At 44.6% G+C, this 26756-nt stretch carries 18 protein-coding genes; 12 read left to right on the top strand and 6 right to left on the bottom strand.

The window, feature by feature from the left end:
* Positions 1-142: 142 nt before the first annotated feature.
* From C9J01_RS14280 to tolC, 8 genes are all read left to right on the top strand, one after another.
* Positions 143-892: an FCD domain-containing protein gene (locus C9J01_RS14280; protein WP_107298879.1), complete on the top strand. Its 750-nt coding sequence runs from the start codon at positions 143-145 to the stop codon at positions 890-892.
* Between the two features lie 390 nt (positions 893-1282).
* Entirely contained in the window at positions 1283-2467 is a 1185-nt protein-coding gene (locus tag C9J01_RS14275; protein WP_107298826.1) for a Gfo/Idh/MocA family protein, read from the top strand.
* A gap of 2 nt (positions 2468-2469) precedes the next feature.
* On the top strand, positions 2470-3336 hold the full coding sequence (locus tag C9J01_RS14270; RefSeq protein ID WP_107298825.1) for a sugar phosphate isomerase/epimerase family protein: 867 nt from the start codon (positions 2470-2472) through the stop codon (positions 3334-3336).
* Positions 3337-3468: 132 nt separating this feature from the next.
* Positions 3469-4455 (top strand): Gfo/Idh/MocA family protein, encoded by a 987-nt coding sequence (locus C9J01_RS14265; protein WP_107298824.1) that lies wholly within the window; start codon positions 3469-3471, stop codon positions 4453-4455.
* Between the two features lie 15 nt (positions 4456-4470).
* Entirely contained in the window at positions 4471-5340 is an 870-nt protein-coding gene (locus C9J01_RS14260; RefSeq protein ID WP_107298823.1) for a sugar phosphate isomerase/epimerase family protein, read from the top strand.
* A 530-nt stretch (positions 5341-5870) separates the two neighbouring features.
* On the top strand, positions 5871-6992 hold the full coding sequence (locus C9J01_RS14255; RefSeq protein ID WP_107298822.1) for an efflux RND transporter periplasmic adaptor subunit: 1122 nt from the start codon (positions 5871-5873) through the stop codon (positions 6990-6992).
* A gap of 1 nt (position 6993) precedes the next feature.
* On the top strand, positions 6994-10056 hold the full coding sequence (locus C9J01_RS14250; RefSeq protein ID WP_107298821.1) for an efflux RND transporter permease subunit: 3063 nt from the start codon (positions 6994-6996) through the stop codon (positions 10054-10056).
* Between the two features lie 61 nt (positions 10057-10117).
* Positions 10118-11452, top strand: a complete 1335-nt coding sequence (gene tolC / locus C9J01_RS14245; RefSeq protein ID WP_107298820.1) for an outer membrane channel protein TolC — start codon at positions 10118-10120, stop codon at positions 11450-11452.
* A gap of 752 nt (positions 11453-12204) precedes the next feature.
* Here tolC and C9J01_RS14235 read toward each other — a convergent pair.
* The 5 genes from C9J01_RS14235 to C9J01_RS14210 all read right to left on the bottom strand — a co-directional run bounded on the left by C9J01_RS14235 (position 12205) and on the right by C9J01_RS14210 (position 19977).
* Positions 12205-13563 (bottom strand): MFS transporter, encoded by a 1359-nt coding sequence (locus C9J01_RS14235; RefSeq protein WP_107298818.1) that lies wholly within the window; start codon positions 13561-13563, stop codon positions 12205-12207.
* 87 nt (positions 13564-13650) lie between these two features.
* Complete coding sequence (locus tag C9J01_RS14230) at positions 13651-14943, bottom strand: OprD family porin (protein WP_107298817.1); 1293 nt, start codon at positions 14941-14943, stop codon at positions 13651-13653.
* A 641-nt stretch (positions 14944-15584) separates the two neighbouring features.
* Positions 15585-16931, bottom strand: coding sequence for an MFS transporter (locus C9J01_RS14220; RefSeq protein ID WP_107298815.1), 1347 nt, complete (start codon positions 16929-16931; stop codon positions 15585-15587).
* 357 nt (positions 16932-17288) lie between these two features.
* On the bottom strand, positions 17289-18647 hold the full coding sequence (locus tag C9J01_RS14215; RefSeq protein ID WP_107298814.1) for an MFS transporter: 1359 nt from the start codon (positions 18645-18647) through the stop codon (positions 17289-17291).
* Between the two features lie 85 nt (positions 18648-18732).
* Positions 18733-19977 (bottom strand): OprD family porin, encoded by a 1245-nt coding sequence (locus C9J01_RS14210; protein ID WP_158264549.1) that lies wholly within the window; start codon positions 19975-19977, stop codon positions 18733-18735.
* Positions 19978-20369: 392 nt separating this feature from the next.
* Here C9J01_RS14210 and C9J01_RS14205 point away from each other — a divergent pair, with 392 nt between their 5' ends.
* Positions 20370-21107, top strand: a complete 738-nt coding sequence (locus tag C9J01_RS14205; protein ID WP_107298812.1) for a TetR/AcrR family transcriptional regulator — start codon at positions 20370-20372, stop codon at positions 21105-21107.
* Positions 21108-21251: 144 nt separating this feature from the next.
* Here C9J01_RS14205 and uxuA read toward each other — a convergent pair whose 3' ends face one another.
* On the bottom strand, positions 21252-22430 hold the full coding sequence (gene uxuA, locus C9J01_RS14200) for a mannonate dehydratase (RefSeq protein ID WP_107298811.1): 1179 nt from the start codon (positions 22428-22430) through the stop codon (positions 21252-21254).
* Positions 22431-22835: 405 nt separating this feature from the next.
* Here uxuA and C9J01_RS14195 point away from each other — a divergent pair, with 405 nt between their 5' ends.
* The 3 genes from C9J01_RS14195 to C9J01_RS14185 all read left to right on the top strand — a co-directional run bounded on the left by C9J01_RS14195 (position 22836) and on the right by C9J01_RS14185 (position 26755).
* Positions 22836-24299, top strand: coding sequence for a fructuronate reductase (locus tag C9J01_RS14195; protein ID WP_107298810.1), 1464 nt, complete (start codon positions 22836-22838; stop codon positions 24297-24299).
* A 75-nt stretch (positions 24300-24374) separates the two neighbouring features.
* Complete coding sequence (uxaC, locus tag C9J01_RS14190) at positions 24375-25799, top strand: glucuronate isomerase (protein WP_107298809.1); 1425 nt, start codon at positions 24375-24377, stop codon at positions 25797-25799.
* A complete protein-coding gene (locus C9J01_RS14185; RefSeq protein WP_107298808.1) occupies positions 25796-26755 on the top strand; it encodes a sugar kinase in 960 nt (319 codons plus the stop codon). Before uxaC ends, C9J01_RS14185 begins: the two co-directional genes overlap by 4 nt.
* Position 26756: the final 1 nt, after the last annotated feature.

Here is a 26756-nt window from a genome sequence, read left to right as displayed (position 1 = left end):
CGCTGGTGGAGGCTTGGAAGTTTCTTGGCTGAACTGTGATTTTTGATTCTACACATAGCAGAAGAGATAACGTAAGATTATGGCTTTGAAAGCCATAATTGGAGTGGTCGTGGTCATTGAACAAGCTCTTGGTGATGTGAAGATGAAACAAGGTCGACGCTATATTTCTATAGGGTTGGATCTGAGGAAAAAGTTGGTATCCCAAGGCTTTGAAGTCGGGGACAAAATTCCAACAGAGCGCGAAATTGCCGAGGAGTATGATGTCAGTCGTACCGTGGTCCGTGAGGCGATCATCATGCTTGAGCTTGAGGGGCTGGTTGAGGTAAGAAAGGGCTCTGGTGTTTATGTCACAGCATTGCCAGGCCATGACGATCCATCTAGCGACGTTGTTTCCCAGTTTGATGACGGTGATATTGGCCCTTTTGAAATGTTGCAAGGGCGGCAACTGGTCGAAAGTAACGTGGCTGAGTTGGCTGCCCATCACATTACAAAGGCTGAAATATTCAAGTTACGTCAGGCCTTGCAAAATGAGAAAAATGCGCTGGATGCTGGAGAGAGTTCTGACCAATATGATAAAGAATTTCACCTACTTATTGCCCAGGCGAGTAAAAACTCTTTTCTAATTGAAGTGTTTGAACTGATGTGGTCGAAGCGAAACAGCAGCAAAATGTGGCAACAGCTTCACAGCCATATTTCATCATCAGATTACTGCAGGAAATGGATCGACGACCATGGTGCTATCTTGGCGGCCTTACAGAAAAAAGATCCTGCCGGAGCCAAGCGTGCCATGTGGACGCATCTTGAAAATGTGAAAACCACACTGTTTGAGCTTTCTGATGTTTCTGATGAGGGCTTTGATGGTTACCTGTTTGAATCGTATCCGCTGAGCTAAAACCTCCTCTTATCCTACCACGCCACATTCCGCTCCCTGTTCGTCTTGTGCAGGGAGGCATCATAAATTGTCTTCTTTTTCATTATCTTTTCCGCTTAGTGGATTCCAGATACCTCGCCTGATTGCAAAGGGGAGCACCTATCGGTTTTATGGGTAAACATATCTCTTCCCTGTCATGGTCAACCAATAACCCTGCCTAGTTGCTAGATTTATACTGATTTTCGCTTTTATTGTGTGACATGGTAGACAATATTCCGACTTGTGAGCCAATGAATATGATTTGGATCACCAATTTCGGTTTGTGCAGTTGAATGTGTAAACCAATTTTCCTTTAATGAATACCAACAGAGCAAAACACGTAGTAGATATAATCTCATTAAGGATAAAGCGATGACTGTTAAAATTGGTATTATCGGTATCGGCCAACAAGGCTCTATGTATGCTTCAGTAATGAAGAACGGCAAATTCATGGGTATGGATACTGGCACCGTTGAAGGTCTAGAACTTGCCGCTGTGTGTGATATCAGCGAAGAGCGTAAAGCATGGGCTGAAAAAGAAATTGCCGATGTACCTTTCTTTACTAACCACATTGAAATGCTAGATAGCGGTCTAATTGACGCAGTTCTTGTTGTAACTCCTCACTACTTCCACCCAGTAATGGCGATGGATGCGATGGATCGTGACATTCACGTTCTATGTGATAAGCCAGCGGGTGTATACACCAAGAAAGTTAAAGAAATGAATGAGATGGCTGCATCTAAGCCGCATCTTAAATTCGCGATGATGTTCAATCAGCGTATGAACCCGCTTTACCTGAAGCTAAAAGAACTAATGGACAGCGATGTGATTGGTTCTATCCGTCGTACAAACTGGTTGATCACCACTTGGTGGCGCCCTGAAGGTTACTACCAAATGAGTGACTGGCGTGCGACTTGGGAAGGCGAAGGCGGTGGTGTACTTATCAACCAAGCTCCACACCAAATCGACCTATGGCAGTGGCTATGTGGTATGCCAACAAAAGTAACGGCAAAAGCAGCTTACGGTAGCCACCGTAACATTGCTGTAGAAGATGACGTTACTGCTCTTGTTGAGTACGAAAACGGCGCGACAGGTGCATTCATCACTTGTGTCCATGACCTTGCAGGTACTGACCGTTTCGAAATCCTAGGTGACAAAGGCAAGATTATTGTTGAAGACAGCAAGAAGATCATCCTTAAGAAACTAAATGACACTGAGCAGAATATCAGCAACAACCTATCTTTCGAAGATATGAAGCGTTTGTTCATGGGCGGTGGCTTAGGTGATGTTATTTCTGAAGAAGTTTTCGAGTTTGACAATGTTTGGGGTCTACAACACTTCGATGTCCTGAAGAACTTCGCTGCTGCAGTCTCTGACGGTGCTGAGTTAGTTGCACCTGGTGCTGAAGGTATCAAGGCACTAAGCATCACGAATGCAATGCACTTATCAAGCTGGTTGGGTGAAGAAGTTTCTCTGCCTATCGATGAAGATCTGTACTTCGAGAAGCTACAAGAGAAGATCGAAGAAGAAAAAATTGCTAAAGCACAGGAAGCATAATCATGGCTAAACCTCAAATTGCTGTACAAATGATGATGCTAGCTGGCAAGGTCAAAGAGCTAGGTCTATTTGAAACACTGAAAAAAGTTAACGACATGGGTTTCAAAGCCGTTGAAATCTCTCAGGTTGATATGTCTGAAGAGAACGTGGCTGCGATGGAAAAAGCGGTTAACGAACTAGGCATGAATATTTGTTCTTTAAGTGCTTATACCCAACAGGTTCACCCGTCGTTCCCTGTTGACTCTTTCGACCTGCACTTTGACAAGATTGTCTCTGATGCAAAACGTCTGGATGTTAAATATCTACGCATAGGCTCTCTTCCATTCCAGCACTATGGTCATGCAGACAAGTTCATTGAATTTGCAAAGGAAATGGAACAGTGGGGTGCTAAACTTCGTGAGCACGGCATTAAATTGTTCTACCACAACCACCACTGTGAGTTCGATAAAGTAGACGGAAAAGTTCTATTTGACCACCTTGTTGAAAACACATCTGCTGAGAACATCGGTTTTGAAATTGATGTTCACTGGATTCAACGTGCCGGTCTGAACCCTGCTAAATTTATCAAGAAGATGGCTGGCCGAGCAGAACTCGTTCACTTAAAAGACTATCGTATAGTTACTCCTGCTCAAGAAGATCTTATCGGCGCACTATCTAAAGGCAATATGGACGTATTCTTCAATACGATTCAGTTTGCTGAAATTGGTGAAGGTAACCTTGATTTCAAGGAAATCATTGCGGCTTGTGAAGAGACAGGCGTTAAATACCTGCCAATCGAGCAAGATGATACCTATGGCCGCGACCCATTTGAATCTCTGCAAATCAGTATGGATAACCTTAAGAAGTTGGGTTACGCCGAATACTTTTAATAAGAAAAATAACTGGTTTATATAGTACTTAAATATATAGGTACTGATAAGAAGCATTATGCCAATTACAGTACCTCTATTTTTGTACCATTAACTTAGTAAATAAAATAATAAATGTAATGAGAGGTCTTTATGTTGAAAGTCGGTGTTATTGGTTGTGGAGCTATCTCTGTTATTCACTTTGATGCCATTGAGAAAAACAGCAATGCAAAATTGGTTAGTGTCTGTGATGTGAAGCAGGATGTGTTAAAGAAAACAACTGACCAATATAACTGTAATGGATATATCGATTACAATGAAATGCTATCAAGTGAAGATCTGGATGTTGTCCATGTCTGTACACCACACTATTTGCATAAAGAGATGATCATTAAAGCTCTTGCTTTAAATATAAATGTGATATCTGAAAAACCTGTCGTTATGAATATGGACGAAGCAGAAGAGATTAATAAAGCTCTTGAAGCTTCTACAGCGAAGCTCGCAGTCTCTTTCCAAAACAGGTACAACCCGACTTCAGTCGTTATGAGGGAGTACGTCGATAATAATACACTAGGTAAACTCGTTGGCATTAAAGGCTATGTTACATGGCAGAGAGAGCCAGAGAGTTACTATGCTGCTAGTGATTGGCGAGGTAAAACGACGACGGAAGGCGGGAGCCTGATTATCAACCAAGCCATTCATACTATTGATTTGGTTCAATGGTTAGGAGGAGAACTGGTTAAGGTTGATGGTAGTCATTCGATCAAGGCTTTCAACGATTATATTGATACAGACGACACAGCTGAGATTTATTTCGAGTTTAAAAATGGGGCAAAAGGGCTATTTTACGGCACTAATGCCTATTCAACAAATTCGCCAGTAGAAATGGAGTTACATTTTGAAAATGGGCTTCTGAAATATATGTTGGGTAAACTTTTCTTGGTTGACCAAGAAGGCGATTTAACCGAAATAGAGCGTGACTTCCAACCAGGTAAAACAGGTAAAAATTACTGGGGCGCCAGCCATGAAAAAGCAATCAATCATTTTTACCAAGCTTTTACTGTAGGAGGGGCGTATATCAGCCTTACTGATTCAATAAAGTCGATTGATATCCTTGGTCAGCTTAAAAAAGTAAATTAAAGAATTGAGATTAATATGAAAAAAGTACTGCTTTCTGCATTTGCTGATGAAATCGATATGGATCTAACCACGCAGATGGATGTGTTAGATACACATGGTATTAAACATATCGAAATGCGCGGCGTTAATGGTAAGAATATTAGTGAAGTCACTGTAGAAGAAGCCATTGAAATTAAAAAGCAACTTGATGCACGTGGTTTTAAGATATCATCTCTGGGATCGCCAGTGGGTAAAATCTACCTTAAAGATGATTTTGAAGCCCACAAGAAAATGTTTGCCCAGCTTCTTGAAGTTGCAAAAGTGCTAGAGTCTAAATACATGCGTATTTTCAGCTTTTTCATGGAGTCTGGTGTAAATCACGATGATTATGCCACTCAAGTTGTTGAAAAGCTGACTGAGTTAGCTGATATGGCTAAGCCTTACGATATTGTCCTGCTGCATGAAAATGAAAAAGATATCTATGGTGATACTTCTGAAAGGTGTTTGAGCCTAGTTCAAAGCGTCAATAGAGACAATTTTAAATTGGTGTATGACCCAGCAAACTTTGTCCAGTGTAAAGAAAATACGCTGCAAGCCTACCAACTGCTGAAAGAACACGTGTTGTACTACCATATCAAAGATGCACAAGCTTCTGATGATACGGTTGTTCCTGCCGGTGATGGTGATGGTCAGATCGCTGCTATCGTTGAATCTATTACGGATAACGGCTACAACGGCTTTTTGTCTTTGGAGCCACACTTGGGGAACTTTGCTGGTTTCGCCGCTCTTGAAAACTTGGAAAATGATGATGTTGCAGAGCTTGAAAAAAGTGATGCCAGCAAGTTCGGCCTTGCTGTAACTGCACTGAAGTCAATCCTTGATGAAAAGGCCATTTCCTACGCCTAATATTGTTTTTTGATGCTTAATTTTTCCTGAAATTAACTGTTAAACCTCGAATCTTTTTTGCCATTTTATTTAGGCCTTGTGGTATTTGCACTGATTTTTTGCTGGTTGAGAGAAATGGTTTAAGCCTCTCTTCCAGCTTTTTTTTTGCTCACCATTATCTACCCCCTGAAATTGCCAACCAATGCTTAGCCCATCACTGGTAAATCGCCTACACGCTCTCTGAGTCTTCAGTTTGAATAGCTGCTTTCCTTAATAGTTTGATGCAAATCGCCATTTGATCCAATCGAGTGATAAGGATCATGTTTTAGGTATGCCAATATATCAATTGGTTTTTAACTTGGTGATAATTGGTTGACCGAAAGGGGTGCTGGTTAGCGTTTTTCCCCGCTATGTACAAGAGAAGAACCCAACAGCAGCTTATGCCTTTTCATTTTCCAAATAACTCATGGGTATTTCTAATAAACAGTTGTAAGGGACTTTATTGAACAATGCCCGAATAATATTCGCATTTAATTCGAAAGTGGTGTCATATGTTTATCAAAACAAGGAAGGCAGGTCGGCGTATCTGCATGAGTGTCACAGCCATTGCATTGTTAGGTGTGCTGTCAGGGTGTAATGAAGCTGTGACGGCTGAAAACACTGTTCCCGTTGTGCGCCCGGTGAAGTTGGCAACGCTCGGGGAACTACAAGCTAATAATATCCGACATTTTCCGGCACAGCTTTCAGCTAATAAAGAAGTTGAGGTGTCATTTCAAGTTGCCGGGCGGTTGACCGAGTTTTCTAAATTACCAGGTGATCAAGTTAACCAGGGAGAGTTGCTTGCTGCCGTTGATGACAGGGACTATCTCAATGAATTGAAATTACGCGAAGCAGATTTTAAGTTGGCGGAGCTTAATTTCAAACGTATTGAGCAGTTATTAGATAAAAAGATGGTTTCCCGGGCTGATTTTGATAATGCTGTCGCGCAGTTACAGGCAACCAAAGCCTCTTTGACTCTAAGCCAAGATAGGTTGGCTGATAGCCGTATTTCAGCGCCTTTTTCCGGTCAAATTTCGCAAATCTTTGTTGAAAACCACCAATATATTCAACCCCAGCAAACAGTGATGATGCTGCAAAATACCGATGTCTTAGATGTCCGTATTCAATTGCCAGCAAGAATTCTTTCTCAATTACAACAAGATAGCGTCGATCTCAGCTATCGCCCTCAGGTGATATTTGGTGATGCCGGTAACGAGAAACGATACGAGGTTTCCTATAAACAACATGCGACCCAAGAGACCCAGGGAACCCAGTCTTATGAGGTTGTGTTCAGCTTACCTAAGCCCGATGACCTGACCTTATATGCCGGGATGGGGGCAACGGTTGAGATCGACTTTGACCAGCTCTACCTCGATAAAGGGGAAACCAAGCAGTTTCCATTGCCTCTTACCGCTGTCTTGACGAGTGACCAGACATCAAATGCCCAGGTATGGGTATACAACCCGCAGACGGCCACGGTTTCACCACGTGATATCACTATTGCAAGCATCAGTGGGGAACATGTTTTCGTGGTGGGTGACCTAGCACCAGACGAGCAGGTTGTGACTGCGGGTCTGACGCGCTTAGTCGATGGAATGCAGGTTAAGCCACTTATTCGTGAACGGGGTATGTAGCATGAGCTTGGCTGAATATTCAATAAAAAACAAAGTAATAAGCTGGTTAGTGGTCGTGTTGCTACTGGTTGGCGGTAGTGTTTCGTTCCTTGGTTTGGGCAAATTAGAGTTTCCAGGCTTTCCCTTGCCATTGGCATTGGTAAATACCGCTTATCCCGGCGCTTCTGCTGAGCAGGTTGAAGAAGAAGTGACTGTTCAGATAGAAAAGGAAATTCTGGAGCTTGAAGCGGTGAAATATATCACGGCTTACAATAGCCCGGGCCTTTCGCAAATATTGGTTGAGCTTGATGAAAAGTACCCTGTCAGTGCTCATCCCGAAACATGGGCAACACTTAGGAAAAAACTTGAAGACTTGACTCCTTACTTACCTCCGGGTGCAATGTCGCCGCAAGTGATCGATGAATTCGGCGATGTCTATGGGATGCTCTTCAACCTTAGTACGGAAGATTACAGCTATAGTGACTTGAAGCATTATGCTGATCGGCTAAGGCGAGATCTTGGGATGCTCAATGGGGTGTCCAAGGTGTCTGTTGCTGGCTTGGTCGATAAGAATGTCGTCATTGAAATTGAGCAGAGCAAACTCAATGCGTTGGGGTTAGACCCGAATTGGATTTTTGGTTTGCTGAATAACCAAAATGTGGTGTCGAATGCTGGCCAGTTGCGGATTGGTCAACAGGCTGTCCGTTTTCACCCTACCGGTGAGTTCTCTGAATTTGAGCAACTAGAACAATTGATCGTCAGCCCTCCAGGTTCCAATCACCTGATCCGCTTAGGTGATATTGCCTCTATCGATTACCAGTACGATGACACGCCATTTAACCTGTACCGGGATAATGGCACCAAGGCTATTTCGCTGGGTATTGCATTCAAAGACAATGTGAATGTGGTTGATGTCGGTAATGCGGTCAAATCCCGCCTTGAGGAGCTTAAGTCTGATCGGCCGCTGGGCATTTATGTTGAGCCGGTTTATGACCAGTCGGCGGCGGTTGATCAATCCGTTAATGAATTCATCGTTAACCTATTTGTATCGATAGCCATCGTTATTGTCGTTTTGCTGTTTACCATGGGGCTAAAATCAGGCCTGATTATGGGGGCGGTATTGCTGTTGACAATTTTGGGCACCTTTGTCGGGATGAATCTACTCGGTATTGAGATCCAAATTATCTCACTGGGAGCTCTAATCATCGCTTTAGGGATGCTGGTTGATAACGCCATTGTAATTACCGAAGGGGTTATCGTTGGTATCAAGCGTGGCTTGAGTAAAGCAGAGTCAATCAAAGAGGTGGTTTCCCAAACCCAATTCCCATTATTGGGCGCAACGGCGATCGCCATTATCGCATTTGCACCTATTGGCCTGTCACCGGATACGACGGGGGATTTCCTCGGTTCGCTGTTTTATGTCCTTCTTATTGCGTTATCGCTAAGCTGGTTTTTTGCAATCACACTGACACCGTTTTTCTGTGACCTGTTGTTCAAGGACGACATTGAGCAGGGTGGAAACGAGCAAGGAGAAATTGACCCTTACCAGTCAGTGGTTTTCCAAGCCTACCGATTTATTCTGGCAAAAGCGTTGCGCCACCGTATTCTGTCGATGACTGCAACCATGGCGATCCTGATTGCGGCATTGGTCGGCTTTGGCCATGTGAAGCAAGCATTTTTCCCGCCGGCTAATACACCATTGTTTTTTGTCGATGTTTGGATGCAGCAAGGCTCAGACATCAATGCAACATCAGAAAAATTAGCTACGCTTGAGAATGAAATTTCAAATCTGGAAGGGGTTGAGAAAGTCACGTCGGTGATGGGAATGGGAGCCCAGCGCTTTGTTTTAACCTATACACCAGAAATGATCTACCCGAGCTATGGACAGATGTTAGTTCAGGCAGAAGATCTGGAAACGATTCAGCACCTCATCCCACAGATCCGAAACATGTTAGACACACAGCATGCGGATATTGAACATAAAATCAAACTCATGCAGTTGGGGCCTGCACCTGCTGCCAATATCGAAGCACGTTTCTATGGCCCGGACCCTGTCGTCTTGCGCCAACTTGCCGACCAAGCTATTGAGGTGATTTCCCAGGAACCACGGGCTATTGAAACACGCCATTCTTGGCGTGAGCAGACCATGATGCTACGCCCGCAAATTGATTTGGCAGCTGCCCGCCGCAGTGGTGTAAGCAAGTCAGATATAGATTCAACCTTACTTCTCAATACCTCTGGTCAATCAGTTGGTTTATACCGGGAAGGTTCGGATCTGCTGCCGATTGTCGTTAGAGCACCAGAAGGGGTTAGGACGGATATCAACAGGATCAGAGATGTAATGGTCTGGAGCAGCGAGAGTAATGGCTATGTGCCCATGGAGCAGATAGTGACAGGCTTCAAGCCAGAGTTTGAGGACTCCTTGATTATCCGCCGGAATATGCGCCGTATGATTGCGGTTATGACGGATGTGGATCCACTTAGTGGTGATACTCCGGAATCACTGAGGCAGCGCCTGGAGCAAAGTGTTGAAGCTATACTTCTACCCCCTGGCTACAGCTTGGAATGGGGAGGGGAGTACGAGGTGTCACAAATGGCTCAGCAGGCATTGTTCAGTTCACTGCCGCTAGGTTACCTTGCCATGTTCTTGATCACTGTGTTCCTGTTTAACACCATTCGCCAGCCGCTGGCGATATGGTCGACAGTTCCACTGGCTATTATTGGTGTTGCTGCAGGGATGTTGTTGCTAGATATACCTTTTGCCTTCACTGCATTACTTGGCTTACTGAGCTTGTCAGGGATGATCTTGAAAAATGGCATTGTATTGGTTGAACAGATCAATATTGAGCTTGGGCGCGGCTTTAAAGTACAAGACGCTATCCAGCGAGCTAGTATCAGCCGTATGCGACCAGTGTGTATGGCTGCCGTAACGACGGTATTGGGAATGTGCCCGTTGTTATTCGATGCTTTCTTCGCGTCTATGGCGGTCACCATTATCTTCGGCCTTGCCTTCGCCACTATCCTGACACTTCTTGTGTTGCCAGTGGTTTATTCATTGCTTTATCGCGTTCGGTTCGATAAATAAATTCACCTCTCCCCCATGGGCTTTTTGTGGGGGAGGGGCCTAGCCTTGGATGTATCTTTGAATGATAAAACAAAATGCTCAAAAGCATGCTTGTTGCAGCATTGCTTTTCTACTTTGCAGCTCTGTGGCAAATGGAGCTTATGCCTCTGATCTTGTTCAGGTTTATGAACAAGCGAAACAGTATGACCCCCAACTATTGCAAATAGCGGCGCAGCGGGATGCGGCTTTTGAAGCTATCAATAGCAGCCAGAGTGTATTGCTGCCCCAAATCAGCCTGGCCGCAGGATATGATGTTACCCGTAGTAATGACATGGGTAGCTTCGACCGGAACACGGCAATGGTTGGAGTAGGTTTTTCACAGCAACTATACAACCGTTCTAGTTGGGTTTCCCTTGCATTGGCAGAACAGCAAGCCCGTCAGGCAGATGCTATTTATGCGACTGAGCAACAGAGCCTGATACTAAGGGTTAGCACAGGTTACTTTGCTGTACTGAGCGCACAGGATAACTTACGTTTTGTACAGGCTGAAAAGCGTGCAGTTGGACGCCAACTTGAGCAAACCCAACAGCGTTTTGATGTGGGGTTATCCGCAATTACTGACGTACACGATGCTCAGGCCCAGTATGATGCGGTGTTAGCCAATGAAATTTTGGCAAAAAACGAAGTAGCCAACAGTTTCGAGAGCCTGCGGGAAATTACAGGCATAGAATATACCGACATTGATGAACTCGATGTTGCAAGGTTCAGTGCCTCGCCACAGCCATTACCTATTCAGGCCTTGCTTGAACAGGCCCAGCAGCAAAATTTGTCCCTGCTTGCTGCAAGAATTGGACAAGATATTGCCCGCAATGCGATTTCCCTCGCAAAGGCAAGCCGCCTGCCGGAATTAACATTTAATGGTAATTACAGCTACCAAGATATTTCCAATAGTTACCTGGGTTCTCAGGATGGTGATGGCACCATGTACACATTAGGGGTTAACTTGTCGGTACCTCTTTACACTGGCGGGGCTATCACTTCTCAAGTCAAAATTGCTCAATATGATTATGTTTCGGCAAGTGAACAGCTTGAGGCCAGTTACCGGGGTGTGCAGAGGACTGTGTACAGTAACAATAATGATATTGTCGCATCCATAGGCTCGATTCAGGCATTTGAACAGGTTGTCGTTTCAGCCCAAACCGCATTGGAAGCAACAGAAGCGGGTTTTGATGTCGGGACAAGAACCATTGTCGATGTGCTGGATGCAACAAGGCGGCTGTATTCGGCGAACCAAAGCTTATCAAGTGCCCGCTATAACTACATTCTAAGCACGCTACAGTTGAAGCAGGCTACTGGTTCGCTTAGTGAGCAAGATATTTTCGACATAAATGCGGGGCTTATCCCCAGCCGAAAATAAACGATGACATCTACTGAAGATAGTCTGAATTGAAGCCCTTTCAGTGAGAAAGGGCTTTTGATTATTAATCGAAATAATATCGAATAATAATCGAATTGAATATTGATAATATTGGTGTGATAAATTAACTGATATCTTGAATACGGACTGAATATATTTGCTTTAATTTATTGTGTTTAATTATGGAATAAAGTTCGACTAAGGCTCATTATTGCCAGTGCTGAATTTTTAGTAATTGATTCAACGGGTTATGCTTTTCTGTGTTATGGTGTTTTTTGCTATTCATCGAAAGCCACTATTTTGATTAATTAAATATAATCTTGTCTTGAATTGGCATTTGTGCTTTATTTTAACTATAAGAATATAAATAGTGTCAATAATAAATAAGAGGGAGTATAAAATGAAATCGTTATTTATATCTAAAATGTTAATTATCATGGCATGCTTTGTCATTAGCCCTGTACACGCTGAAGATACGCAATACATATCAAGTAAGACAGTTATGACTCAGGCAGAGAAAGTAAAACTTAATGAGAGCTGCACCGCTAGAGATGGTTGGCGAGACGCAAGGAACTCGGCATCTCCTGAGCGTTGTAAGGGCTCAGATAACTACTTGCAGTATATGCGTGAGTGGACAACTGGCGTAACAAGTCGCTGGTACTTCAATTAGTTTTTACGATGTAATATCCATTTTATTATGGTTGTAAACACCTCGCCGGGTATCCAGCGAGGTGTTTTTATTGTTTATAAGGTTATGCTTCTGCTTCAGCAAGCTCTGTTTCGCTGTCGTTCTGTATTGTTTTATCTTTTAGCGTCCACATCGTTTTATAAAGAAGGAAGCAAGCAAACATACAGATACCAGGCAACGCAAACATGATCCCCTTGATACCGAGTAATGTTGACTCTGCTTGCATCTCTAGGCCAGCGGTGTAGCCAATGATGCTCAACCCCATACCTGCGATGAAACCTGCAAATGCTTGTCCCATCTTACGCATAAATGAGTAACTAGAGTAAAGGATACCTTCTGAGCGCTGTCCTGAAATCTCATAGTTGTAGTCAATACAGTCTGCCACGTTTGCCCAGAATAGAATGCTTGGCACCATCAATAATGGGCCATGGATTACAAAGTATACCAAAGTGCCATAGACCGATGCTGGCATCGCAAACCAGATTGCATTAACTATGGTTGCTAGTAAGAAGCAAGTGACCATGATTCTCTTCACGCCAAACTTACCGACGATTTTACCTACCGTTGGTGCCAGTAGGAAAACCGATACCATCATCACAACAGAGTTAGCAGAGATGAGCCACAACCCACCCGGTAGGTTTTCAGATAAGAAGTAGTACAAAATACTACCTTGCCCCATCATCGCTGTTAATAAAAACATAGAGGCAATAGAGACACATAAGTACGGCTTGTTTTTACCCACTGTTTTTAATGTGGTTGCGAAATTCACATTCTCGGTTGTAGTGGTTGGTTCGTGCTGGATGTTTTCAGATGTGAAGCGGTAAGCCATGATGTATGCGAGAAAAGAGAGCAAGCCCATAATGGCCATCGCATATAAATAAGCAGTACTCAAATCATCGGCATAGATAGATAGCAGCAGTGGCATTAGGATGTTTGGTGCGATAGAGCCAATCATTCCCCCTACAGCACGCGAGCCAGCAAGAGAGGCGCGCTCTTGAGGATCTTTGGTCATCACGGTTGCCAACGAACCATAAGGGATATTGACAAACGTATAGGCCATACCCCAAAGAATATAAGTGGCATAGGCCCAAACTAGCTTCTGAATATCACTCAGTCCAGCGGGTGCCCAGAAAACTAATATGGCACAAACGACGACAGGCCAGCTTCCTTTTAACAAAAATGGACGAAATTTCTCGCCCCGGCGTTTACTGAACATCTTGTCACAAAATGCGCCCATCATAGGATCATTAATTGCGTCCCACATACGAGCCACTAGAAAAATGGTACCTGCTGCCGCAGCCGAAATACCAAGTACGTCAGTATAATAAGCGAGTAGAAAAGCGGATGTCATACCGAAGGTAAGCGTATTACCTACATCGCCCAGCGCATAGCCGATACGATTAATTTTAGTTAACGTTTTCATTCCATTGCCTCAAATTAATATTTGAAAATACAGAAAATAGACATACGGAGTGGAGAGATATATTCCCTCCACCAGAGGTAGATTTAATTAGAAAATTTTCAGGTCGTAATGCGCGCTAAACTTTATATCGTAATATTTCAATGTTTCTGTGTTTCCACCAGTATGGCGGTACTCTTGCGCTTTATTTAAGACAAGTGTGTTTCTCAGGCCGGCAAGCGGTCCACTCTGTGGGGTATAAGAAAAAATTAAGTTTGCGCCAAAGCCTTCAATTTCAGTTTCTTTTGAGGAGTCTTTATAGCCATCTGTTACAATCCCACTCAACGCGACATTGAAGCCATCGGTGAATTGGTAAACCCCCATCAATGACCATGCAAACATTTCGTGGTAACCACGGTCGATACTCATGTCAAATGAGTAACCCCAGTCATTGTCAATATTTGCAGAAGCCATCTTCGGTCCGGTATAACCGAAGTTACCCAAAAAGGTTGCTCTATCTTTGTGGTAAGTTAGTTGGTTGGAAACAACATAACTTGAGTCTTCACCGCTCAGGGCCTCGCTTAAGTCTTTTTCATCGCCAAGAAGACCGAAATACATTGCACGGGCTTCATACTTGAAGTAGGCATTATCACTATCAAGCCAATTGTAGCTACCCTGCACACCAATTTGATTGGCGACATTATTTTGATAAGAAGTACCAAACAATAATTGGTAGTCATTGGTATCCCAAGCTAAACCCACTGCATAGTATGGCTCTTTCTCTACTTCCATCGAGAAATCCGACCAATCTACAACAATACGCCCGTCATCTGTCCATGAGTGGTTGCCTACACCTGCGACCCTTTGGGAGTACAAACCATACAGTTTGACATTTCCAAACTGGCCTTGATAGAGCGCCCCTTCCTTTAAACTTGGCGTGGTACGGTTCGATGAATCATCGATAAAAGGGATCATGTGTTCGAGGGTACCGTAGTAGTAATCGGTACCAAATTGACCAACCGTTAAGTGAAACTGCTCTGCAAAATCAAACGCGACATTGGCATACCCAAAGGAGAAACTATCATGGCCATCAAGATACATGCGTGTACCTCTATTTGGATTGGCTTTCAGTTTTTCAACGGCATAAAAGCCTCCGCCAAAACTCACCGTATCTGCAAATTGGCCTGATTCGAAATCGAATAGAAAGCCCTGTACCCAGGCATCAATTTTAGGTCCCATATCACCTTGAGGGGAAACACTTGGCCTGTCGGCATTACGTAGTTCATTTCTTAATTGCAGGTTCAGTGTTGAGTCATCAATGACATTGGCCAGTGCTGGCATTGCCAGTGAACTTGAAATGACGGCTGCTAAACATGTGTATTTAGAGGGGAGGTAAGAAGTCATCGTCAGGTAATCCTTTATCTTTTTAATCGTTCACGCTGTATCGGTATGCCAATTATTGATCCTTGGTGACCAGTTTTAAATATTGGTATACCTGAACTATGACTTCCTTAACACTCCCTGAACAGATATCGAGAGCTAGCTCAAGCTTTTTAATTAGTTGGCCATAAATATATTTGTTTAATTCGAGTTTTATGCCGCTTAAAAGAAGTTTTCATCCTAACTGAGAGGAATTTTAAATTTGAGTAATTACTTAATTTTTATAATTGATTCGCTAAAGGTAATAAGGAATATCTTTGATTTTTTATCAATGCTTTTTGATTTAAGTGCTTATTTTATAAGGATTTATCTTGGTTGGTGTATGTCTCTAAATTTATTGTACGAGTGTGCAGTAAATATTGATGATAATTTGGCTTATAGTAAGACAATTGTATTTAATTTAGTTTTGTTGTTATTTACTGTTAGGCAAATAATCGGTTTAAAGAGGAGGGGATATAATCAGCACTCAATGAGCATTAATATGATGAGTGCATTATCTATTGATAATTAATGGGAAATTAAGAAAGAGATCGAGGTGAAAAGCTGATTTGTGAGGGTATGTGCCTTACCGTGATGTGATAAGGCACTGGTCGTTAAAGTGTTGGCTAAGCCTGGGGAAGCGTTTGACCGCCTTTTATCGTCTTATCAGGCAGTGTCCACATGGTTTGGTATAAAAAGAAGCAGGCGAGCATACAGAAACCCGGTAATAAAAACATCACGCCCTTTATACCCATCAGGGTCGTCATGGTCTGGCTTCCCAACCCTGCAGTATACCCAACTATATTAAGCCCCATACCGGCAATAAAGCCTGCGATAGCCTGGCCCATTTTACGCATGAATGAGTAGCTAGAATAGAGAACGCCCTCATTACGCACCCCTGACAACTCATAGTTGTGATCAATACAATCAGCAATATTGGCCCAAAACAAGATGCTGGGTAATAGGATGCAAGGGGAGTGTAAGATGAGGTATCCCAGCGTGATATAAATGTTTGATGGCAGCAAAAACGCAATCAGGTTAACCACAACGGCAAGGGCAAAGCAGTTAAGCATGATCGGCTTTACGCCAAACTGGGCCACCAGTTTTCCAGCCAGTGGTGCACAAACAGCAATACTGACCATCATGATGAGCGAGTTAGCCGTGATCAGCCATACACTTCCGGAAAGGTTTTCGGCCAAATAGTAATAAAGAATGCTCTGTTGCCCCAACATTGCGGTTAATAGGAACATAGAGGCTAAGGCTACGCATAGGTATGGTTTGTTGTTGCGAATAGTTTTTATCGTTGCCGGCAGGCTGACAGCATTAGCTTGTGCCGGGGGCTCATGGGTAATATGTTCTGCAGTAAAGCGGTAAGCCAATAAGTAGGAGATAAAAGACAATATCCCCATAATTGTGATCGCATAGAGGTAGGCTTTGCTTAACTCATCAGCAAAAACGGACAAGAATAACGGCATGATAATAGCCGGAATAATACCACCCACCAGACCACCCACCGACCTAGCACCAGCAAGAGATGCACGCTCTTGAGGATCATTGGTCATGACTGTCGCCAATGACCCATAAGGTATATTGACGAAGGTATATGCCATACCCCAAAGGATATAAGTGGCATATGCCCAGATAAGCTTCTGGATATCGCTAAGACCTGCAGGAGCCCAAAAAACCAAAATGGCACAGAGTACGACTGGCCAACTGCCTTTAATCAAGAAGGGGCGGAACTTTTCCCCATGGCGCTTACTGAACATCTTGTCACAAAAGGCACCCATCATAGGGTCATTGATACCATCCCAGATCCGGGCGACCAAAAAAAGGGTACCTGCAGCGGCAGCAGAAATACCTAGCACATCGGTATAGTAGAGCAGTAAGAAAGCGGATGTCATGCCAAAGGTAAGGGTATTTCCTACATCACCGAGCGCATAACCTACCCGGTTCATTTTCGTTAGGGCCTTCATTCTGGGTCCTTAGTTATAAAATTTGTACTTAGCCAATCTAGTTAAATCGTTAAAGTTAGGTACCACCAATCACACCCTTAAGTTTGGTGTGCCAATAATCGAATATCTGAGAGCGGATTCATATATTGGTATTCTGAAAACATGACCCTGTTATCAATTGCTCATGACAAATGAAGATCTACTTCAAATTTTTTGGTTGGGGTTTGCTAGCATGTTGCAGTGAACATAGGCGTATGTTGGAAATTAGATAAGGGTGGTTTATCTGATGTATAACTGGCTTACCAAACGATAGGATTTATAAACAAGAAAACACCTCACTGATGCAGTGAGGTGTTTTAAGAAAAGGTTTATTGCAGATTAAGCTTCAGCAAGCTCGGCCTGTTCTTCAACCTCGCTAACACTTTTCTTGTCTTTTAGGGTCCACATTGTTTTGTATAGGATGAAGCAGGCGACAGCACATATGCCAGGCAGGACAAACATCACCGCTTTAATTCCAAACAGCGTGGCATCAGACTGGGCTTCTAAACCTGCTGTATAACCAACTAGGCTCAGCCCCATACCGGCAATAAAGCCTGCAATGGCCTGGCCCATTTTGCGCATGAACGAATAGCTCGAGTAAAGGACACCTTCACCGCGTTGGCCTGAAATTTCATAGTTGTAATCAATGCAGTCTGCAATGTTGGCCCAGAATAAAATACTTGGCAGCATAATGAATGGTGCGTGGAGGATCAGGTACCCAAGGGTAATGTAAGTCGATGACGGAAGCAGGAATACACCGATATTGATTATGGCGCCGAGAGCAAAACAGGTCAGCATGATTTTCTTGACGCCAAACTTACCGACCAACTTACCTGCAAGAGGGGCAAGTATACCAATTGTGACCATCATGATGATGGAGTTTACAGAGATCAGCCAAACTCCCCCTGATAAGTTTTCAGCAAGGTAGTAATAAAGAATGCTTTGTTGGCCAAGCATTGCCGTTAACAGGAACATAGAAGCAATAGCAACACAGAGATAAGGCTTGTTCTTGGCGATAGTTTTTACTGTCGCGGAAAAGCTGACTGCCTCTGTTTCTGGCACTGGTTCATGCTTGATGTGTTCGTCGGTATAGCGGTATGCAATCAGGTAGGAGATGAATGAAAATACACCCATAATAGTAATGGCATACAAATAGGCTTTGCTTAGGTCATCGGCATAGAGAGACAGCAGCATTGGCATCACGATAGCCGGTAAGATACCACCAATTAGGCCTCCGACAGAGCGAGCACCAGCAAGTGAAGCACGCTCCTCTGGGTCATTAGTCATAACGGTAGCCAATGAGCCATAAGGGATATTGACGAAAGTGTATGCCATACCCCATAGAATATAAGTGGCATAAGCCCAAATTAACTTTTGAATATCAGTCAGGCCGGCGGGTGCCCAGAATACCAAAATGGCACATAGTACTACTGGCCAGCTTCCTTTGATCAGAAATGGGCGGAATTTTTCCCCTTTGCGTTTGCTAAACATTTTGTCGCAAAAGGCGCCCATCATCGGGTCATTAATTCCATCCCACATCCTCGCGACTAGAAATAGTGTACCTGCTGCAGCAGCAGAGATGCCAAGTACATCGGTGTAATACAAAAGAAGGAAAGCTGATGTCATGCCAAAGGTAAGGGTATTGGCTACATCCCCAAAGGCATAACCGACCCGGTTCATTTTTGTTAAGGTCTTCATGTTAATTGTCCATGCAAAAATAAAAATGAAATAGGCTGCCAATGCAATATCAATAACAGCCTATCTGTAGAAATAAGTGTTAATGTCACAGCAACTGGATGTCGTAATGACCTGTGAATTTGATGTCGTAGTATTTAAGGGTTTCGGTGACCGAGTTTCGCTCCCTGTACTCATTGGCTTTATTGAGAATAATGCTTGAGCGTAACCCTTTGAGTGGGCCTGCTTGTGTGGTATGCATCAAAATCAAATTCGCCCCAACGCCCTCAATGGTTTCGTTTTTAGTGGCATCGCTATAGCCGTCGGTGACGACGAGCGCTAGGCCAAGGTTGATGTTTTCGAGGGCTTGGTAGAAGCCGCCCATTTGCCATGAGGTCATATGGTGGCCGTTACGATCGATACTTTGGTCAAAAGGGAAAACAATATCGGTATCCACTTCTGGTGAATCGAGTTTGTTACCGACATACCCGATTGAGGCAAGGAAGGTAGCCTTGTCTTTGTTGTAGGTTAGTTGGCCAGAGATTCCGTACGAGTCATCATGGAACCTTTCGTTGGCTTTGGTATCCCCTGTGGTCTTGGCATATAGGCCGACATATTCCAGCTTAAAGTAAGCGTTATCCTCATTGAGCCAGCTATGGCTACCTCGTGACATTACCTGATTGGCAACATCTTCCTGGTAGGAAAGGGTCAGTGAGATCTGGCTCTGGTCATTTTCCCATAGCCCCCCAATGGCATAGAAAGGTGACTCATCAATAAGGATGTTCATTGAGCCGTCTTCATTGAAAGTAAAGTAGGTCCGGCCCTCATCAGTCCATTGTGTGTCATAGCCACCGGCTGCTCGGGTGGAATAAAGGCCATACAGGTAGAATTGATTGAAACGACCTTCATAAAAGGCACCTTGGCGCAGGGTTGGCACGGTGCGAGCAGAAGATTCATCGACGAGTGGCAGGAGGTAGTCCAAGCTGCCGTAGTAATAGTCAGTGCCGAACTGACCGATTGTGATATGGGCTTTTTCCGAGAAATCAAAAGCTAGGTTGGCATATGGGATAGAAATACTGTCATGGCCATCAAGGTAAAAGCGGGTTGAGCGGTTAGGGTTGGCAAGTAGCTTCTCAACATGGTAAAGCCCTGCATTGAGGCTGACGGTATCAGCCACTTGGCCGGATTCGAAATCGAACAAGAAACCTTGTACCCACGCATCGATTTTTGGACCGTAGTCACCTGAAGCACTTGGTCGGTCGGCATTGCGGTATTCATTCCTCAATTGCAGGTTCAGCGAGGCGTCATCTAATAATGCTGCAGTAGCTGTTGGCAGCGCGACAGAGCCGCTCATGATAGCAGCAGTGATTATTGTTCTGGTCGTAGGGCAAAGGTTCATTGTTCTATCACTTATCGTTATTGGTGTACCAATTATTAAATCTTGATAAACCAATTAATATATTGGTATTCCCAAAGTTTGACGGTGTTATCACTCCTTTGTTATGAAACACGATCTACTTCAAACTTTATTTTGTTGTTTTTGGCTTTTTTATAGCTTGAAATACTAATTTTCGGGTGGTTTGTGTGCTTCTATGGGTTTGGTTTACCGTTTTATGGACCGCTTAAGTTGATAAGTTGTGGCTGTTGTCACGAAGCTTCTTTGGCTTCGTTGAGAAAAGTGAAGCTAATATATGGTATATTGGTATGCCAATGATCAATCTAGTTGAATAAGTGCCAGGAGGGTCTGTGTCTAAGCTAGAACAACGTCAACGACGCGAACAAGGCATCATTGAGATGATGCTGTCTCAACTAGAGCATAAGCGAGTGCTTGAATTACGAATGTCTGATATTGCTAAGTTAGCCGGATGCTCAATGGGGGTCATTTATTCACATTTCCCCAGTAAAGAAGACTTGTTGCTGGCGTGTGCTAACCACCAGATGAAATTAGATATGGCATTGTTGGACCGTATGGTTATCGGCCAGCCAGACCCTTTGGATAAGATATTGGCTGCCAACATTTTTTACTGGGTCAGCTCCCATAACAGCATTAGCCAATATGCATTGAAGCAATTTGTCATGAATCCGCATGTTTGGAGTGCAGCCTCTCCCTACCGGGTTGATAGGATGAACGCGCTTGCTGGCGAGATTTTGGAAAAAATGAAGCATGTTGCTACACAGGTCAATACTGAATTTCAACTGGGGTTAGATCGCTCAGGTATTGAAATGTTTTTGTATGGCATTTTTGGCAGCACGATAGGCTTATACCAAGAATCTGTCTGTGGCTTTATTGGATTGATGTGTACTCAAAATACAGATGCCGATCCTTATTGGCTCCTGTATAAACAAATACTAAAGCGCAATCTAAAAGGATGGGATATTCAACCTCCGGACTTAGATGAACGTATTGACCGAATTTATAGTCTGTTATCAAGCGTGTTTAATGATGTTTCAAGCGATCCTCAACGAGATATAAACAATAACTAGGAGAGCAAGATTCAACATTGGTGTGATTGGCCAGTTAGTGAGGGGGAGCGGCATCCTCCAATGTGGCGATGCAGACATTAAATGATTATAAAAAACAGGTACCAGCATGAAAACTGGTACCTGCTTGCTCAAGCTAGATTCAAATTAGAAGTGTGAACGCTTAAGGGCTAACTCCAGTCCTCGCACTTCAGCTAGACCCTTCAGGCGGCCAATAGCTGAGTAGCCTGGGTTAGTTTTTTTCTTCAGATCATCAAGCATTTGATGGCCATGATCAGGTCGCATTGGAATTAGGCGATTATTACCTGATTTCTCACGACGCTGCTCTTCTTCCAAAATAGCCATGACAACATTGTACATATCAACGTCACCTTCTAGGTGGGCTGCTTCATGGAAGCTCATTTGGTTTTCTTCACGCTGTGTTGAACGTAAGTGAGTGAAGTAAACGCGATCGCCATGCTTTTTGATCATATTGACCAGATCATTGTCACCGCGGACGCCATACGAGCCAGTACACATTGTGATGCCGTTCATTTGGCTTGGGACTTCTGTCGTTAGCCAATCGATATCTTCAATCGTTGATACAATGCGTGGCAGGCCAAGGATTGGGCGCGGTGGATCGTCTGGGTGCACAGCCATCTTCAAGCCATTGGCTTCACAAATTGGCATCAGCTCTTTCAGGAAGTGCGCCATATGCTGACGAAGCTTGTCTTTGTCAATGCCTGCATAACGATCAAGCTGGGCCTGGAACTCTTGCAGCGTGTAGCCTTCTTCTGCGCCAGGTAGGCCAGCAATAATATTACTGGTTAGTTTAGCGACATCGGCTTCTGACATGTTGTGGAAGTAGTTCAGTGCCTGAGATTGCTCTTCAGCCGTATAGTCTTGCTCTGCACCCGGGCGCTTTAGGATGTGTAGCTCAAATGCTGCAAAAGCGATTTGGTCAAAACGAAGCGCTTTTGAGCCGTCTGCCATCTCATATTCGAGGTCGGTACGCGTCCAATCCAGTACAGGCATGAAGTTATAGCAAACCGTATCGATGCCACACTCGGCAAGGTTGCGCAGGGTTTGCTTATAGTTGTCTATCCACAGCTGGAAGTTACCTGTTTGGGTTTTAATTTCTTCATGCACAGGGACACTTTCAACAACTGACCAAGTCAACCCTTTGGCTTCAATCAATGCTTTGCGTTTGAGGATTTCTTCTTTTGTCCATACTTCACCATTCGGGATGTGGTGGAGTGCATTCACGATACCCGTTGCACCAGCCTGACGAATATCATCAAGGGACACTGGATCATTTGGGCCATACCATCGCCAAGTTTGTTCCATGTAAACTACCTTCTATAAATTGTGGTGCTGAATTTGGCCTTTCTACCAATTCAGGTATACCAATCATGCTAAGCTCACCGTTATCTTTGCTTCGTACCGAATGATTGTCAAACTTAAAATTGCTATTGATTGACCAATATCACGAATTGCCAAGCATTTTGGTTGACCACTTTTTAAGTGTGATCTGTGTCCTGTTTTCCGGAGAGGGTTTATACTTATAATCGTTGCAAAGCATGAGATTGATGATTAATAAGGCTTTATGCTTCATAGAAGCACGAAATTGAAGTTGATTATCCCTTGTTTAAATTGGTGTTCCAAAAATGCTGGGCACCTATGTATACTATTTCATCCCATAGATCGCCTGAGATTTGGTATATCACCATTTTTTCGGCAACGGAGTGCAACATGACAACAACATTATCCGCAATTTCTGAAGCTGCGAAAAAGCCAAGCTTTGATCGTGAGAAGCTAAAAAGCCGAATTGTTCACCTTGGATTTGGTGCTTTCCACCGCGCCCACCAAGCACTTTTCACTCATGAGATGCTTGAAAAGACAGCCAGTGACTGGGGTATTTGTGAAATTAACCTCTTTGGTGGCGAGGATCTGGTGACTCAGCTACGTGAGCAAGACCACTTGTTCACTGTCGCAGAAAAAGGGGCTGAGTCGACAGAGGTTAAAATTGTCCACTCCGTAACTGAGTCTTTGCACCCCACTTTTGACGGTAAGCAAGCGGTTCTAGCTAAAATGGCTGAGGAGCAGGTTGCCATTGTTTCGATGACAATTACCGAAAAGGGCTACTGCGCCGATCCTGCAACAGGCCGTTTAGATAAAACGAATAGCTTGATCCAAGCTGATTTAGCCAACCCTCATGAGCCAAGCTCAGCAATTGGTTATATTGTTGAAGCATTACGTATCCGCCGTGATGCCAACATTAAACCATTTACGGTAATGTCTTGTGACAATGTGCAAGAAAACGGCCATGTTGCCCGTGCCGCCGTACTTGATTTTGCTTATCTGGTTGACCAAGAGCTGGCTGGTTGGATTGAAGCAAACGTGACATTCCCTTGTACTATGGTTGACCGCATTGTCCCTGCGGCAACGCCTGAAACTCTGGCTGAAATCACTAAGCTAGTCGGGGTTGAAGACCCATGTGGTATTGCATGCGAGCCGTTCCGCCAATGGGTTATCGAAGACAACTTTGTCAATGGCCGCCCAGATTGGGATGTAGTTGATGGGGCAAAATTTGTTGCTGATGTCGTGCCGTTTGAAGAGATGAAACTGCGCATGCTAAACGGCAGCCACTCATTCCTTGCCTATCTTGGTTACCTTGGTGGTTATCCGCATATTTCAGACACCATGACCAACGAACACTACCGCAAAGCTGCCTTCGACATGATGATGAAGGCGCAAGCGCCAACGCTAAATATGCCGGAAGGGACAGATCTTGAAGGTTATGCCCACCTATTGATCGAGCGTTACACCAACCCAAGCCTAAAACACCAGACTTGGCAAATTGCGATGGACGGCAGTCAGAAAATTCCTCAGCGCATGGGAGGCTCTTTGCGCCACCACCTTGCCGCTGGAACCGACTACAAATGGTTGGCAATGGGGATTGCGGGCTGGATGACATATATCAGTGGTGTTGATGAAAAGGCCAAGACGATTGATGTCCGCGACCCTATGGTTGACCAGTTTAAGGCACTTTATAAGCAACACGGTATCAATACTTCAGTCGTAAGGGAAATCTTGGGCATTGAAGCCATTTTTGGTACTGACTTGATTCAGAACGACAGTTTTGTTGCTGAAGTCACTAAAGCTTACCAGTTGATTATCACCAAAGGCGCCCGTGCCGCCGTTGCTTCCCTGTAATTGAGTGTTTTAGCGCTACCCTACAAGCTCTGCCGTTGACTCTCTAGCGGGGTAGCGCTCTTTTCGGAGTGTAATATGAAAAACTTTCTTTGTGACGACTTCCTGCTGTCGAATGAAACTGCCCGTCACCTCTATCATGAATTCGCAAAAGACATGCCGATTTATGACTACCACTGCCACCTGAACCCACAAGAAGTGGCGGAAGATCGCCGCTTTGATAACCTTGGCCAAATTTGGTTGGAAGGCGATCATTACAAATGGCGGGGTATGCGATCAGCCGGTATTGAAGAAGCACTTATCACCGGTAAGGACAGTTCTGATTTCGATAAGTACATGGCTTGGGCAAAAACGGTACCGCAAACTTTGGGTAACCCGCTTTACCACTGGACCCATCTTGAACTTCGCCGCCCATTTGGTATTACAGGCCAGCTGTTTGGCCCTAAAACAGCGAAAGGGATCTGGGACCAATGTAATGAAATGCTGGCCAGCCCAGAGTTCTCTGCCCGTGGCATCATGAAACAAATGAACGTGGTGATGGCAGGGACCACAGATGACCCAATCCATACCCTAGAGCATCATAAAGCTATTGCAGAGGACAGCAGTTTTGACATTGAAGTTGCCCCGAGTTGGCGCCCAGACCGTGCGTTTAAAATTGAGCTGGATGGCTTTGCAGATTACCTACAGCAATTAGGCCAAGTCGCAGATGTTGAAATTCGCCGCTTTGCAGACTTGCTCAACGCGCTGGACCGTCGACTTGACCATTTTGCTGCCCATGGCTGCCGGGCCGCTGACCATGGTATTGAGATCATGCGTTATGCTGCGGTACCGTCTGAATCCGATCTTGATGCCATTCTAGCCCGTCGTCTTGATGCCCAGCCGTTAAGTGAAAAAGAGATTGACCAATTCACGACAGCCGTCCAGGTTTGGTTAGGCCGCCAATACGCCAAGCGTGGCTGGGTTATGCAGCTTCACCTTGGTGCCCAGCGCAACAATAGTACCCGCATGTTCAAACTGCTAGGTCCTGATGCTGGCTTTGACTCCATCGCTGACCGCCCGTTTGCGCTTGAGTTAGCCTCTTTGCTAAATGCTATGGATCTTACTAACGAGTTACCTAAAACGATCCTTTACTGCTTGAACCCACGTGATAACGAAATGATGGCAACCATGATTGGTAACTTCCAGGGCGGCGGTATTGCGGGCAAAATTCAATTCGGTTCTGGCTGGTGGTTCAACGACCAGAAGGACGGTATGGAACGCCAGATGCAGCAACTTTCCCAGCTTGGCTTGCTGAGCCAGTTTGTGGGTATGTTGACTGACTCCCGTAGCTTCCTGTCATACACTCGCCATGAATATTTCCGCCGCATCTTGTGTAACATGGTTGGCCAGTGGGCGGAAAATGGCGAAGTACCAAACGATATCAACATGCTTGGGCAGATGGTGAAAGACATCTGTTTCAACAATGCTAAATCATACTTCCGCCTACCAGGGGAGCAAGCATGAAGCGCATTGCCCTCCTTGGTGAATGCATGATTGAGCTAAATGGCGCCCCTTTCGGCGCCATGCACCAAACTTATGGTGGTGACTCGCTCAACACTGCTGTTTACCTGGCCCGTACAGCCGGCAAAGACGCTTCTATCGAGTATGTTTCTGCACTTGGTTGTGACCCTATTAGCGATGGTATGCTGGCACGTTGGCAGCAAGAGGGCGTGGGGACTGAACTTGTATTACGGGACAATAGTCGCCAGCCAGGCCTGTACCTGATCCAGCTAGATAAAAAAGGCGAACGTACTTTTTTATACTGGCGTAACCAATCCGCAGCCCGTTATATGTTGCAACACCCTGGGTTTTCGGAGGTAGCCACCAAGCTGGCAGGTATGGATATGGTTTATCTCAGTGGTATCAGCCTAGCCATCCTACCGCACAATGATCGACTCCAGCTGATTAAGCTGCTTGAGGCATTGTCTGGTGCTGGCGTTGAAATTATTTTTGATTCCAATTACCGGCCTGCACTTTGGGAATCTGTCCAGCACGCAAGGGACTGCTATGAAGCTGTTTATGCGTTAACGTCCCTTGCGCTAGTGACCAATGACGATGAGGCTGCCCTATGGGGGGATGCCAATGAAGAAGCAACGTTGGTCCGGCTTAAGTCCGCGGGAGTGAAAAAAGCGGTAGTAAAAATGGGGGCCAAAGGTAATTACTTTGAAGACTTTACCACTGATACCCGTACATTTGTGGCTACCCGTCCGGTCAAAGCGGTTGTTGATACAACTTCAGCCGGGGATTCATTCAATGCTGGCTTCATAGCCGGGATGCTGCAGGGGCTGTCGCCGGTTAAATGTTCCGAGCAGGGGCACTTGTTGGCCGGTACTGTCATTCAGCACAAAGGGGCGATTATCCCAGCAGAAGTGATGTCCCACATCCAGTTTAATGAGACCTCCCTTTCCCTAGCCGAATAAA

It is taken from the genome of Photobacterium rosenbergii (assembly GCF_003026455.1).
GTDB lineage: Bacteria > Pseudomonadota > Gammaproteobacteria > Enterobacterales > Vibrionaceae > Photobacterium > Photobacterium rosenbergii.
Note: the sequence above shows the minus strand (reverse complement) of the source record. Positions and strands in the feature narration are given on the sequence as shown.

Excerpts from the sequence above, each read along its gene's own strand:
- C9J01_RS14280 (WP_107298879.1), top strand. The coding sequence starts at position 143 with ATGAAACAAGGTCGACGCTATATTTCTATAGGGTTGGATCTGAGGAAA.
- C9J01_RS14275 (WP_107298826.1), top strand. The coding sequence starts at position 1,283 with ATGACTGTTAAAATTGGTATTATCGGTATCGGCCAACAAGGCTCTATG.
- C9J01_RS14270 (WP_107298825.1), top strand. The coding sequence starts at position 2,470 with ATGGCTAAACCTCAAATTGCTGTACAAATGATGATGCTAGCTGGCAAG.
- C9J01_RS14265 (WP_107298824.1), top strand. The coding sequence starts at position 3,469 with ATGTTGAAAGTCGGTGTTATTGGTTGTGGAGCTATCTCTGTTATTCAC.
- C9J01_RS14260 (WP_107298823.1), top strand. The coding sequence starts at position 4,471 with ATGAAAAAAGTACTGCTTTCTGCATTTGCTGATGAAATCGATATGGAT.
- C9J01_RS14255 (WP_107298822.1), top strand. The coding sequence starts at position 5,871 with ATGTTTATCAAAACAAGGAAGGCAGGTCGGCGTATCTGCATGAGTGTC.
- C9J01_RS14250 (WP_107298821.1), top strand. The coding sequence starts at position 6,994 with ATGAGCTTGGCTGAATATTCAATAAAAAACAAAGTAATAAGCTGGTTA.
- tolC (WP_107298820.1), top strand. The coding sequence starts at position 10,118 with ATGATAAAACAAAATGCTCAAAAGCATGCTTGTTGCAGCATTGCTTTT.
- C9J01_RS14235 (WP_107298818.1), bottom strand. The coding sequence starts at position 13,563 with ATGAAAACGTTAACTAAAATTAATCGTATCGGCTATGCGCTGGGCGAT.
- C9J01_RS14230 (WP_107298817.1), bottom strand. The coding sequence starts at position 14,943 with ATGACTTCTTACCTCCCCTCTAAATACACATGTTTAGCAGCCGTCATT.
- C9J01_RS14220 (WP_107298815.1), bottom strand. The coding sequence starts at position 16,931 with ATGAAGGCCCTAACGAAAATGAACCGGGTAGGTTATGCGCTCGGTGAT.
- C9J01_RS14215 (WP_107298814.1), bottom strand. The coding sequence starts at position 18,647 with ATGAAGACCTTAACAAAAATGAACCGGGTCGGTTATGCCTTTGGGGAT.
- C9J01_RS14210 (WP_158264549.1), bottom strand. The coding sequence starts at position 19,977 with ATGAGCGGCTCTGTCGCGCTGCCAACAGCTACTGCAGCATTATTAGAT.
- uxuA (WP_107298811.1), bottom strand. The coding sequence starts at position 22,430 with ATGGAACAAACTTGGCGATGGTATGGCCCAAATGATCCAGTGTCCCTT.
- C9J01_RS14195 (WP_107298810.1), top strand. The coding sequence starts at position 22,836 with ATGACAACAACATTATCCGCAATTTCTGAAGCTGCGAAAAAGCCAAGC.
- uxaC (WP_107298809.1), top strand. The coding sequence starts at position 24,375 with ATGAAAAACTTTCTTTGTGACGACTTCCTGCTGTCGAATGAAACTGCC.
- C9J01_RS14185 (WP_107298808.1), top strand. The coding sequence starts at position 25,796 with ATGAAGCGCATTGCCCTCCTTGGTGAATGCATGATTGAGCTAAATGGC.